The following is a 13,054-nucleotide window of genomic DNA, read 5'->3' on the forward strand; positions in this document are numbered from 1 at the left end:
TTATTGATATTCTTGGAGGAACGTACTATTAGAGGCGGCAAGAAAGGGCAACAAACAGCTCAAAAAAATCGTATTAACGAAGAAATTACAGCGCAAGAAGTTCGTTTAATTGACATTGAAGGCGAACAAGCTGGAATTCAGTCATTACAAGACGCGCAAACTATGGCCGATGCAGCGGGTGTTGATCTTGTTGAGATCAGTCCAAACGCTGAGCCGCCTGTTTGTAGAATCATGGACTACGGTAAGTTCATCTTTGAAAAAAGCAAAGAACTAAAAGAGCAGAAGAAGAAGCAAAAGCAAATCCAGATAAAAGAAATCAAATTCCGTCCTGGAACGGATGAAGGTGATTATCAGGTTAAGCTTCGCAACTTACGTAAGTTCTTAGAAGCTGGCGATAAAGCTAAGATTACTATCCGCTTCCGTGGTCGTGAAATGGCTCACCAAGAAATTGGTATAGAATTATTAAACCGTATCAAAGCCGATTTAGAAGAGCTTGCAGTAGTTGAGTCTTTCCCAAATCGTGTTGAAGGCCGCCAAATGGTTATGATGATGGCGCCTGTTGCTAAAAAATAATTTTTAAGCGATAATACGCACCGAAATTAACTCAGGTCTGCAAGCAATATGCGAATATTCACCTGAGTTAACCGGTCTTAAAGCAAGATTGCGGCATTTATGTTGGGTCTTCACCGGAACATGGCAGTAAGTTAGGCCTAAAAGTGGAGCTATAGAAATATATCTCACGCCTGCTTACTAATTTAAAAGCAATACAATTGGAGTTATTGCAATGGCTTATAAGCTAAAAAGTCACAGTGGCGCTGCTAAGCGTTTCAAAAAGACTGCTTCTGGCGGTTTCAAGCGTAAACAAGCGCATCTTCGTCATATTCTGACTAAGAAAACTTCTAAGCGTAAGTTACACCTACGTCCTAAGATGATGGTTCATAAAAATGACCATGGTCTAGTTTCACGTATGTTACCGTTCGCTTAATAGGGGTTTTTAGAAATGGCAAGAGTTAAACGCGGCGTTGTCGCACGTGCACGTCACAAAAAAGTTTTAAAACAAGCAAAAGGTTACTACGGAGCACGTTCACGTGTTTACCGCGTAGCTTTCCAGGCTGTTACTAAAGCGGGTCAATACGCTTACCGTGACCGTCGTGCGAAGAAACGTACTTTCCGTCAATTATGGATTGCACGTATCAATGCTGCTTCACGTCAAAATGGTCTGTCTTACAGCCGTTTTATCAATGGTCTTAAAAAGACTTCTGTAGAAATCGATCGTAAGATCCTTGCAGATATCGCTGTTTACGACCAAGTTGCATTCGCAGCGCTTGTAGAAAAAGCAAAAGAAGGCCTAGCCGCTTAAGCTTTTTTATATAAGTATTAAAAAGGAGCCTATGGCTCCTTTTTTTGTGCCTGTAATTTAGTAACTTAAACCAATGAGTAATACCAATTCGCTTAATTAAAGGATCTATTTTGAGAGCGTAAAAACGTATTGATAGCTAGGCAAAAAATTCGCTATTTAGTTGTTCTCGGCAATTGCTCCTGCATTGCTCTACCTTCTGCATCCATGCAGTCGTAAATGAGAGTTTTTTAACGCAGGTAGCGACATGTTTAGCCCCGCAAAATGATTAAGTATTACTGCGGATTGGTATAATATTTAATAAGGTTATAAAGCCTAAAAATACAGGTGCGAATGAGTGAGATGTATTTGGCTGCATTTTTTTGTTGAATCACCGCAGTTTCCTCATTATAAAAAATTTAGTTGATATAATTTATATAATTAAGGCGTTTGTTAGAGAATTTTATGTTTGCAAGTTTACTAATTTTATCTGCAAGTGTGGCGTATGACGCACACTTACCTCCACTCATTGAGTGGCAGGGGAAAAGCGTAGAGCTTTTACAAAAACAAGGGCCGTTAACTACTGACTTCGAGTTATCTGCAGGTGAAGCGTCGCCCGATTATGCAAATACAATGGCATTTGTAGATAGGTTAGTTGCTGCAAACCCTACTCAGTTTCAATCTCAAACCATTGGCTATAGTAATAGTAAGCGTGCAATAAAAATGTTGATTGCCAGTGAGCAAGGTTTTTTTGAAGCAAGGCAAATGGCTAATAGCACTAAGCCAACTATTTTTATCCAGGCAGGAATACATTCTGGGGAAATAGACGGTAAAGATGCCATGTTCATGTTACTCAGAGATATAGCGACGGGTAAGCGCCGTGACATTTTAAAAAAGGTAAACATATTATTTATTCCTATTTTAAATGTAGATGGTCACGAACGTAGCAGTGCATTCAATCGCATTAACCAACGGGGCCCTGCAAAAATGGGCTTTAGAACAAATGCTAATAACCTTAATTTAAATCGTGATTTTACTAAATTAGATACCCCAGAAGTTAGAAGTGTTTTAAAGGTTATTAACGATTACAACCCAAATTTATACATTGATGTACACGTTACTGACGGCGCAGATTACCAATACGATGTGACTTATGGTTACAATCCGGTATTTTCGAGCGAATCGCCTGCGGTATCAGATACATTAAACCAGTTTTTTAAACCTCTTATTGACGATACGCTAGCTAAGCAAGGACACATGCCAGGGCCACTTGTTTTTGTTATGGACAAGCGCGACTTTAAAAAAGGGTTAGCGGGCTGGGTTGCTACGCCACGTTTTTCAAATGGTTGGGGGGATTTAAAGTCATTGCCGACTATTTTAGTCGAAAATCATTCATTGAAGCCTTACAAGCAACGTGTATTGGGAACTTATGTATTTTTAGATGGTGCTATTACTGCGCTATCAAAGCACAGTCATGAATTAGCTAATGCAGTTAAAAAAGAACAAGAATTTGTTCCTAAACAGTTAATAGTAAAGCGTGGCTATGCCAAGCAAGCTGATACGATTGCGCAGTTTAAAGGTATTGAATATTCATCAAGCATGAATTCACTTTCGGGTCAAAATGAAGTGAAGTATTTGGGTAAAGCACATACATATACTGACTTACCTATTTATTGGCAAAAAGATGTACAACATACAGTTGAAGTACCTAAAGCTTTTTTTATTCCGCCTGTATATAGCAACATTATTGAGAAACTAAAGTTACATGGTGTCTCTATTAATAAACTTGAAGGGGCAAACACACAGCCTTTGAAAGTTGCAAAGGTGGCAGACTACACGTTTGATAAAGCACCATTTGAAGGGCGTTTTAGAGTATCAGCAACTTTTGATTACGTCCCTGCTATAAATGTAGATTTAGATGGTTGGTATCAAGTCAATACTCAACAAAAAGCAGGTGAATTAGCAGTTCATTTATTGCACCCGGAAGCACCTGATTCATTTTTTGCGTGGGGTGAGTTTAATACTATTTTTCAGCGTACTGAATATATGGAAAACTATGCGCTAATTCCTTATGCACGCCAAATGCTAAAAGATAACCCAAAGCTTGCGCTTAAGTTTGATGAAAAACTTAAAGATAAATCATTCGCGAGTGACGCAGAAGCTCGATTAAACTGGTTATATGAGCAAAGTCCATTTTATGATCAAGCGTACTTAAAGTATCCAATACTTATGTCATTCGAAGAAGAAGTTGTTATTCCAGATCAAAAAAGTAAAGAAATTTAATATGGAAATCATAACTATACCTGTAACTGCCTTTGCACAAAACAGCCGTACTATTTGGTGTAGCGAAACTAAACACGCTGTGGTTATCGACCCAGGTGGCGACACTGATAAAATAATAACGGTCCTTAATGAGCATAAACTAGCGTTAAGTGCTATTTGGTTAACGCACGGGCATTTAGATCATGTGGGTGGGGCTGATATTTTACGTAATCAATTTAACGTACAAATTATTGGCCCACAAAAAGAGGAGTACTTCTGGTTTGAAAACTTACCTATGCAAGCACAAATGTTCGGGTTTAAACCCATTGAGCCTTTTTATCCGGATATTTGGCTAAACCATAACGATACCGTGAGCGTAGGTAAACTTAGCTTTTTAGTTAAACATTGCCCGGGGCATACACCCGGTCATATAGTGTTTTATCAACCAGACTATGAGTGCGTTATTGTAGGTGATGTTATTTTTAAAGGCTCAGTAGGGCGCACTGATTTCCCTAAGGGGAACAGTGAACAACTTATAGAGTCGATTAAGACGCATATTTTAACCTTACCTGATAATACTAAAATACTGGCAGGACATGGTAGCGACACTACGGTGGGATTTGAAAAGAAAACAAATCCTTTTGTAAGTGGTAAGTTTGGTTAAGTTGCTTATTTTAAGTTTACAAACTGCATAAACATTAAAAATAAGCAGACTGAGTTTTAAAATGGCTGTATAATTTAACCAGTTTATTTGATAAATAAGAAATAAAATGTCTCTAAATCACGTAGATCGCCAAATATTGGCACTTTTACAACAAGATGCTAGTTTATCAACCGCAGAAATTGCAGATAAAGTAGGCTTGTCTCAATCTCCATGCTGGCGTCGAATCGCTAAGCTAGAGCAAGATGGTTATATAAAAAGCAAAGTGGCTCTTTTAGATGAGAAAAAACTTGGCTTTGATATGCTTGTATATGCACATGTGCGTTTATCAAATCACGGTAAAAAGAATCTTGCTGAGTTTGAAAAGCTGATCATGAGCTACGACGAGGTAACAGAGTGTTACACTATGGCTGGTACCATGGACTTTATGCTACGCATAATTTCACAAGGCATAGAAGGGTATGAGCATTTTGTGCGCGATAATTTACTAAGCTTAGAATACGTCCAAGAAGTACATTCTAATGTAACAATGACATGTGTAAAACGCAGTACTTCCCTTCCTTTGTAAAAGCACTTCTTTTAAAAGCTAAACCATTTTTAGTTTAGCTTAACCACATAATGACAATTGTTAACTGAGCGCTAATTTGGTAGAATTTAGCGCTTTTTTTGATACCCATTACACCATTTGAGGACCTCAATGTTTAACTTACTCAGTAGGGCGCCTAGCTCTGCTAAAAACGATATTCTATCTGGATTAACTGTGGCGTTAGCCTTAGTCCCAGAAGCAGTTGCGTTTGCATTTGTTGCAAATGTAGAACCTTTGGTTGGTCTATATGCCGCGTTTATCGTTGGTTTAATTACGGCTATTTTTGGTGGTCGCCCTGGTATGATTTCAGGTGCAACCGGTGCACTAGCTGTTGTCATGGTAAGTTTAGTGCTTGATCACGGTGTTGAGTATCTATTTGCAACTGTGTTGCTGATGGGAATACTGCAAATTCTCGCGGGTGTATTTAAGCTCGGTAAGTTTATCCGTATGGTTCCTCATCCGGTAATGCTTGGTTTTGTAAACGGGTTAGCAATTGTTATATTTTTAGCTCAGCTAGGGCAGTTTAAAGTGCCAGACGGTATGGGCGGACAAGAATGGATGACAGGTAATCCATTATTTATCATGCTTGGCTTAGTTGCATTAACCATGGCAATAATCCACTTTTTGCCAAAATTGACTACAGCAGTGCCTTCATCTCTAGTTGCTATTGTAACTGTAACTGGATTAGTGATTGGGTTTGATTTAGAGGCGCATACAGTATTAGATTTCTTAAAAGGAATGACAGGCGACGAAGCTGCAACAATCGCTGGCGGCTTACCTGAATTTCATATTCCTATGGTACCGTTTACTTTCGAAACGCTACAAATTATTTTTCCTTATGCACTTATTTTAGCGGCTATTGGTTTAATTGAATCTTTATTAACGCTTAGCTTAATTGATGAGATTACAGAAACCCGTGGTCATAGTAATAAAGAATGTATTGGTCAAGGTGCTGCAAATATTACCTGCGGTATGTTTGGTGCAATGGGTGGTTGTGCAATGATTGGTCAATCAATGATCAATATAAATTCAGGTGGTCGCTCTCGTTTATCAGGTATAAGCGCTGCACTTATGCTACTTGGTTTTATTATTTTTGCCTCTAGCTTAATTGAAATGATCCCATTAGCTGCACTTGTTGGTGTTATGTTTATGGTAGTACTTGGTACATTTGAATGGGCAAGCTTTAAAATGATGAAGCGCGTACCATTATCTGATGCATTTGTAATTGTTCTTGTGTCGGGCGTGACTGTTATTACTGATTTAGCGATTGCTGTATGTGTGGGTGTTATTGTATCGGCTCTAGTCTTTGCTTGGCAGCATGCGAAGCAGATATATACAACTAACTACATTGATCAGGAAGGCGCTAAGGTGTACGAACTACATGGCCCGTTATTCTTTGGCTCTGTTAAAAACTTTTCTGAGTTATTCGATGTGAAAAATGATCCTAAAAATGTGATTGTTGAATTTAAACACAGCCGCGTATCTGACCACAGTGCAATAGAAGCAATTGATACACTTGCTGACAAATACACAAAAGCAGGTAAACAACTTCATTTACGTCACTTAAGTAAAGACTGTACGCAGTTGCTTCATAAAGCACGAGATTTAGTTGAAGTGAATGTGATTGAAGATCCAACCTACAAAGTAGCATCAGATAAACTAGCTTAATTTACACAAGGCTATTGATATTTAAAAAGCGGAAGGCGGATAACCTTTCGCTTTTTTAGTGTCTCGACTATTTGTTTGCGGTAAGACTCTTAAAAAGCAAGGCAAGCTGTAGTGCTATGCAAACTCATAAATCTATATAATAAGACTACCTAATTTTGTGAAAATTAGCCCTACATAGGTAAAAATAATAAAAATAACAAACGCCTATTTTATGGAATTAGTTTTAACCATACGGAGTAAACATCTATTTTGAACTGGCAATCTTTAGTCGATAACAGGCAACGTTTTTTTTGGCTTTTGCAAATCGCGGGCTGGATTGGTTACGCGTTAGTAAATTATATCGGCTCTAAAGTATTTGAAATGCGTGATATATACGTATTTGTTATTTTATTGAATGCTTACGCTGGTTGTTTGATGACAGTGCCGCTTAGGTATGTTTACCGTAAAATTTGGAATGCTTCGCCCTGGGTGTTAATGATTGTAGTATTTGGTGCCTCTTATATAACGGGCACTCTATGGGCTGTCGTTCAAAAATTCAATCTATGGGAAATATACCGCCATGGTTATAGACCAGAGGAATGGTTTTATTACCTGCAGCAAGGTTTAGATTCGGTTTATATTATTTTATGTTGGAGTGGTTTGTACTTTGGCGTTAAATATTATCAGTTATTACAAAGTGAGCGACAAAAAGCGTTAAAGGCCACAACGATGGCACACGAAGCGCAACTAAAAATGCTCAGGTATCAGCTCAACCCCCATTTTCTATTCAATACACTTAACGCTATTTCTACTTTAATTTTGGTTAAAGAAAACAAAGATGCTAACTTAATGGTAGCAAGGTTAAGTGACTTTTTACGTTACACACTTAATACCGATCCAATTAAAAAAGTACCGCTTGAGCAAGAGCTACATGCTCTCATGCTTTATTTAGAAATAGAGCGCGTCCGTTTTGATGAGCGGTTGAAAGTAAATGTAGATATTAGCGAGCAAGCAAAAGAGGCTTTAGTACCGAGCTTAATTTTGCAACCAATTATAGAAAACGCGATTAAATATGCCATTGCCCATCTGACAGAAGGTGGTGTAATTGATATTAAAGCACAAGTATTTGCGAATGAATTATTACTAGAAGTGGGTGACAACGGCCCAGGCACTGAAATACTTGATGGCCAATTAGTTAACGCTCAAGGTGTAGGTGTTGCTAACACCAAAGATAGATTAAAAACGTTGTATGAAAATAATTATTCGTTTGTATTATCACATAATACGCCAAGTGGATTAAAAGTTAATCTGCGAGTACCTTTTGAGAAGGCTGTGAAAAATGACTAAAATAAAAACACTCATTGTTGATGATGAACCGTTAGCGCGAAAAGGTTTAGCGGTAAGACTTGAAGAATATTCTGATATTGAAGTAATTAAATTATGTAGTTCAGGCGCTGATGCAATTGAAATGTGCCAAAGCGAGAAAATCGATTTGGTTTTTTTAGATATTCAGATGCCAGGTATGAATGGCTTTGAGGTGGCAAGAGCGCTTAGCGAAAGTACAAAAGTATTACCTGCTATAGTATTTGTAACTGCTTTTGATCAGTTTGCTGTAAAAGCATTTGAAATTCATGCTCTCGATTACATTTTAAAACCCGTTGATGATAACAGATTAAAACAGGCGGTAGAAAAAGTGCATACTTATTTAAAAACGCAGCAAGACAACGCCCATAAGAAAAAACTAGCGAGTTTTGTAGCCGGTATTACTGGTAATAATTGCGAAGAAATATTAAAAAAATTAGCCACTGGCGATACCTTAACAGATAGACGTTACCCAGAATCGCTTGCAGTAAAAGAGCAGGGTGAAATTATACGGGTACCTGTAGCGACTATCCAATGGGTTGATGCTGCAGGTGACTATATGTGTTTACACTGTGAAGATGGACAAACGCATATACTTCGTAAAACAATGAAAGAGCTTGAGCAAGAGCTAGACCCTCAGTTATTTGTGCGTGTACACCGCAGTGCAATAGTAAATACAAAACAAATTAGTAAGCTGGTTACACAAGTAAGTGGCGAGTATTTATTAGTACTTGAAAACGGACAAGAATTAAAAGTGAGCCGTAGCTACCGAGATAAGGTTAAAGCGGCATTAGCAAGTTAAAACCAACGCTTTTATTACAGGCACAAAAAATGCGAGCTAAGCTCGCATTTTTTATATTTAGTAATTATGCAACAGTTACAATTTTCATAGTGTTAGTTGCGCCCACAGTTTCCATTGAGTCACCGTGAGTAATAATTACTGTATCGCCAGACTGTAAAGAACCTTGAGAAACTAAAGTATCAAGTGCCGCTTTTACCATACCGTCTTTTTCAGTTTTTGTAGAATCAAAAAATACTGGGTAAACACCACGATAAAGTGCTGTTTGACCTAATGTACTCGCATGGCGTGAAAGCGAGTAGATTGGTAAGCCAGAGCTGATACGTGACATTAATTTAGCCGTGCTACCAGATTCAGTAAGCGTGATGATAGCTTTAACAGAATCTAAGTGATTAGCTGCATACATAGCAGAAAGTGCGATAGATTCTGCATTGTTAGAAAAACGACTATCTAAACGATGCTTAGAAACATGCGTTTCTTTTTGAGATTCAGCACCTAAACAAACACGTGCCATAGTTGCAACAGTTTCTTCAGGGTAATCACCAGCAGCTGTTTCAGCTGAAAGCATTACAGCATCTGTTCCATCAAGAACAGCATTTGCAACATCCATAACTTCTGCACGTGTAGGCATAGGGTTATCGATCATCGATTCCATCATTTGCGTTGCTGTTACTACAGTACGGTTTAATGAACGAGCACGACGAATAATTAGTTTTTGCTTGCCCATAAGAGCTGCATCACCAATTTCAACACCTAAATCACCACGAGCAACCATTACAGCGTCAGACGCTAGAATGATGTCATCAACAGCTTCTTGTGTTTCAACGGCTTCAGCACGTTCAATTTTTGCAAGTAGTTGTGCTTTTGAACCAGCAGCTTCAGCAAGTGAGCGTACGTAGCGCATATCGTCGCCACTACGTGGGAATGATACGGCAATGTAATCTACGTCAATTTCAGCGGCAGTTATTAAATCTTCTTTATCTTTTTCAGTAAATGCTGGAGCAGTTAAGCCACCACCTAAACGATTAATACCTTTATTGTTAGATAAAACACCGCCAACAGTTACAGTACAATGTACTAAGTGTCCAGCTACTTCATCAACAGTTAGTTGAATAAGGCCGTCATTTAGGAGTAGTAAGTCGTTAGGGCTAACATCGTTAGGTAGTTCTTTATAATCAATACCTACAGAGTTAACATCGCCTTCGCCTTTTTCCATTTTTGCATCAAGAGTGAACTTTGCACCCACAGCAAGCGTTACCTTACCTTCTTTAAAAGTAGAAACGCGGATTTTAGGGCCTTGAAGGTCAGCAAGGATAGCAATATGCTTGCCTAATTTTTTTGCAATATCGCGTACAGCTTGCGCACGGTCTTTATGATCTTGGGCAACACCATGTGAGAAGTTTAAACGTACTACATTAGCCCCAGCGATAATAATTTTTTCTAAGTTGTTATCTCTATCGGTAGCAGGTCCAAGGGTAGCAACTATTTTCGTGCGTCTTAGCATCAATTTCTCCTGTTTGCTTGGTGAAAGCATGTTGACGTTATTTTGTTGAATTAAAACATCTATATTAGATTAAAATATTTTAATTATGTGCAAACTTCAAAGGTTTGCCACTATTTTATACAAAACTATTGTGTCATCATTATGACACCGGTGTCAGAATGCGTCAATGATCTTAATTTCAATTAGCGTTGCTTTTAGTCACCCCGAGAGCATTGATGTTTGATATAATTACGTAGCTTATTTATCTGTAATAAAAAAGCATGTTGTATGGGCTCATAGTTAGTATTTTATGACTGTATGAGTATAATGCACGCGGTATTATTTAATTTATACACTGAATTTTCTAACCAAATAGTTGTTACCGAGGAGGAGACTAGATGCAAGTTGCATTAGTAGGGTTAGGCGTTATGGGAAAAAATCTTGCCCTAAACTTGATTGAAAAAGGGATAACGCTAGTCGCTTATGATAAAAACCCACATGCGGGTGAAGAGTTACTAAGTTGTGCCAAATCACAAGGCATGGCTGATAGGCTTCACATTGTCTCTGATTTAAGTGACATGGTAAGGCGTTTAGAGGCACCTCGTTCTATTTTATTACTTGTTCCTGCTGGTGAGTTAGTTGATACAGTTTGTAATGAACTTGTAGAGGCCGGCGTTAATTGTGACGATATGATAGTCGATTGCGGTAATAGTAATTATAAAGACGGTATAACGCGTAAACTCAAATACCAAAATAAATTTGAATTTGCCACTATGGGAATTTCTGGCGGTGCAGAAGGCGCTCGTCATGGTCCTGCAATGATGGCAAGTGGTTCTGAAGGTGGTTGGGAACGTATTGAGCCATGGTTTGAAAAAGTAGCTGCTAGCTATAATGGCGACTCGTGTTTTGCACGTGTTGGCCAATCAGCAAGTGGTCATTTTGTAAAAATGGTTCACAACGGTATTGAATACGCACTGATGCAACTTATTGCAGAAGTGTACCAATTACTTCGTTTAGGTACTAATCGTTCTCCAAAAGAAGTAGCTGAGATATTTAATGACTGGTCAGAAGGTCAATTAAATAGTTACTTACTGTCTATTTCTAGCCATATATTGTCACTTGAAAATCATAATAATGTACCGCTTGCGGACTTAATTGATAATAAAGTTGGCGCTAAAGGTACTGGTCTTTGGACCGCGCAAAATGCACTCGAACTTGGTATTGCTGTCCCTTCACTTGTTGCTGCTGTTCAAGCTCGTCATTTAACTAATGCATGTAACACAACGGCTGCACAAGAGATGACATATGCATCTAAATCAACGAACAATGTTGAAATTGATTTAGAAGAGCTAAAAGACGCGTTCTTACTTGCAAGCTTACTTGCGTATCGTCAAGGTTTAGCGCTAATCAAAGGTGCATCACGTACTCATCAGTGGAAAGTAGATTTATCTAAAACGCTTCAAACGTGGCGCGCTGGTTGTATAATCCGTGCTGACTACCTTGATAGCGTTGCACAAGGTGTTGAATTTATTGACACTCTTGAAAAAGAGTCTAACTCTTTGCGAAAAATTACCGGTCAAGCAATAATGACTGGTTTAGCATTCCCTGTATTGGGAGCTACACAAACGTATTTAGCAACATTAACTACACCGAGTAATGGGCATTTAGTTCAAGCCCAGCGTGATTACTTTGGTGAGCACGGCATAAAAACCCACAGTGGTGAAATGTGTCATTTAACTGATTTAGTAGATATAGACGCTAAAGTTAGATAAAAAACAGTTGTTTAAAACGATAAAGGCACGCTATTTAGCGTGCCTTTTGTATTTTTAGCCTGTAAAAATTAACGGCTCAACTCACCACGTAAGTTATCTTGCATTAAATGACGAATCGTTTCGACTTCAAGCTTTTGGCTAAATAAATAATGTAACTTAGTTAAACATGCTTCAAGGGTCATATCGTACCCACTAATTACACCAATATTTAATAGCGCATTACCTGTTGCATAGCCACCCATGTTTACATGACCTTTTAAACACTGAGTTAAGTTAACAATTACGACGCCACGTTTACTTGCTTCTTCGAGTATTGACAAAAAGCTCGGATCTTGTGGTGCATTACCTACACCAAAACTCAGTAACACCAGTGATTTGATATTGCCATTGACCAAGCTTTTAACTACCTCTTGGCTAATGCCAGGATACAAATAAAGCACCCCGATAGGTTGAGGTGTAATAGGTGTAACTTGCAGCTCATTTTCAACATATGGGCTAAGCTGACCTTTAATAAGTTGAATATTAATACCTGATAACGCTAAGGGGTCTAGATTCGGCGAGGCAAAAGCATTAAACCCATCCGCGTGTGCTTTAGTTGCTCTATTACCTCTAAACAGTTGGTTATTAAAAAAGAGACTTACTTCAGCAATAGGATAATTTGCAGCTAAATACATGGCATTAAGTAAGTTTACTTGGCCATCAGAACGTAATTGTGAGAGCGGAATTTGTGAGCCGGTTACAATCACAGGTTTAGTCAAATTTTCGAACATAAATGACAGCGCTGAGGCTGTATACGCCATAGTATCAGTGCCATGGAGCACCACAAAACCATCATAATCTTGGTATTTATCTTTGATATCATTAGCAATGAGTTGCCAATGCTCTGGTGACATGTCTGAAGAATCTATAAGAGGGCAGTATTCGTGAATATCAAACAAAGGCATTTCATCACGATTAAATTCTGCGTTATTCACTACGGTTTCTGTTAAAAAACCTTCAGCCGGAATATAGCCTCGACTCGATTTTTTCATACCTATAGTACCGCCAGTATAAGCGATATAAATGCGTTTACGTTTCATAAAAAAAGCCCAGTAAAAAAACTGGGCCTAGTATAACGTTAAGCAGCTTTAAATACAGCTGATTAGG

Annotated in this window: 12 protein-coding genes; 10 read left to right on the forward strand and 2 right to left on the reverse strand. The window is 38.4% G+C overall.

Annotated features, from left to right (window positions below; genetic code table 11):
- The first annotated feature begins 12 nt into the window (after nucleotides 1-12).
- From infC to GQR53_RS08465, 9 genes are all read left to right on the forward strand, one after another.
- The gene (infC, locus tag GQR53_RS08425) at nucleotides 13-573 is read left to right on the forward strand and encodes a translation initiation factor IF-3 (RefSeq protein WP_002960714.1); all 561 of its coding nucleotides are present in this window, start codon (nucleotides 13-15) and stop codon (nucleotides 571-573) included.
- Nucleotides 574-784: 211 nt separating this feature from the next.
- Nucleotides 785-985, forward strand: a complete 201-nt coding sequence (gene rpmI, locus GQR53_RS08430; RefSeq protein ID WP_002960713.1) for a 50S ribosomal protein L35 — start codon at nucleotides 785-787, stop codon at nucleotides 983-985.
- Nucleotides 986-1,000: 15 nt separating this feature from the next.
- Nucleotides 1,001-1,360, forward strand: a complete 360-nt coding sequence (rplT, locus tag GQR53_RS08435; RefSeq protein ID WP_002960711.1) for a 50S ribosomal protein L20 — start codon at nucleotides 1,001-1,003, stop codon at nucleotides 1,358-1,360.
- 441 nt (nucleotides 1,361-1,801) lie between these two features.
- A complete protein-coding gene (locus GQR53_RS08440; protein ID WP_165743566.1) occupies nucleotides 1,802-3,619 on the forward strand; it encodes a M14 family metallopeptidase in 1,818 nt (605 codons plus the stop codon).
- Nucleotide 3,620: 1 nt separating this feature from the next.
- The gene (locus GQR53_RS08445) at nucleotides 3,621-4,262 is read left to right on the forward strand and encodes an MBL fold metallo-hydrolase (protein WP_165743568.1); all 642 of its coding nucleotides are present in this window, start codon (nucleotides 3,621-3,623) and stop codon (nucleotides 4,260-4,262) included.
- 106 nt (nucleotides 4,263-4,368) lie between these two features.
- Complete coding sequence (locus GQR53_RS08450) at nucleotides 4,369-4,827, forward strand: Lrp/AsnC family transcriptional regulator (RefSeq protein ID WP_002960703.1); 459 nt, start codon at nucleotides 4,369-4,371, stop codon at nucleotides 4,825-4,827.
- A gap of 129 nt (nucleotides 4,828-4,956) precedes the next feature.
- Nucleotides 4,957-6,513, forward strand: coding sequence for a SulP family inorganic anion transporter (locus GQR53_RS08455; RefSeq protein WP_024596640.1), 1,557 nt, complete (start codon nucleotides 4,957-4,959; stop codon nucleotides 6,511-6,513).
- Between the two features lie 249 nt (nucleotides 6,514-6,762).
- The gene (locus GQR53_RS08460) at nucleotides 6,763-7,839 is read left to right on the forward strand and encodes a histidine kinase (protein WP_165743570.1); all 1,077 of its coding nucleotides are present in this window, start codon (nucleotides 6,763-6,765) and stop codon (nucleotides 7,837-7,839) included.
- On the forward strand, nucleotides 7,832-8,656 hold the full coding sequence (locus tag GQR53_RS08465) for a LytTR family DNA-binding domain-containing protein (RefSeq protein WP_024596642.1): 825 nt from the start codon (nucleotides 7,832-7,834) through the stop codon (nucleotides 8,654-8,656). The genes GQR53_RS08460 and GQR53_RS08465 overlap by 8 nt, the downstream gene beginning before the upstream one ends.
- Nucleotides 8,657-8,720: 64 nt before the next feature.
- On the opposite strand, the gene pyk is transcribed toward GQR53_RS08465, so the two are convergent.
- On the reverse strand, nucleotides 8,721-10,157 hold the full coding sequence (gene pyk / locus GQR53_RS08470) for a pyruvate kinase (protein WP_002962904.1): 1,437 nt from the start codon (nucleotides 10,155-10,157) through the stop codon (nucleotides 8,721-8,723).
- Between the two features lie 377 nt (nucleotides 10,158-10,534).
- Between pyk and gndA the strand changes: the two genes are divergently transcribed.
- Nucleotides 10,535-11,908: an NADP-dependent phosphogluconate dehydrogenase gene (gndA, locus tag GQR53_RS08475; RefSeq protein WP_165743572.1), complete on the forward strand. Its 1,374-nt coding sequence runs from the start codon at nucleotides 10,535-10,537 to the stop codon at nucleotides 11,906-11,908.
- A gap of 68 nt (nucleotides 11,909-11,976) precedes the next feature.
- Here gndA and ansA read toward each other — a convergent pair whose 3' ends face one another.
- Entirely contained in the window at nucleotides 11,977-12,987 is a 1,011-nt protein-coding gene (gene ansA / locus GQR53_RS08480) for an asparaginase (RefSeq protein ID WP_002962901.1), read from the reverse strand.
- Nucleotides 12,988-13,054: the final 67 nt, after the last annotated feature.

It is taken from the genome of Pseudoalteromonas sp. Z9A6 (assembly GCF_011378805.1).
GTDB lineage: Bacteria > Pseudomonadota > Gammaproteobacteria > Enterobacterales > Alteromonadaceae > Pseudoalteromonas > Pseudoalteromonas distincta.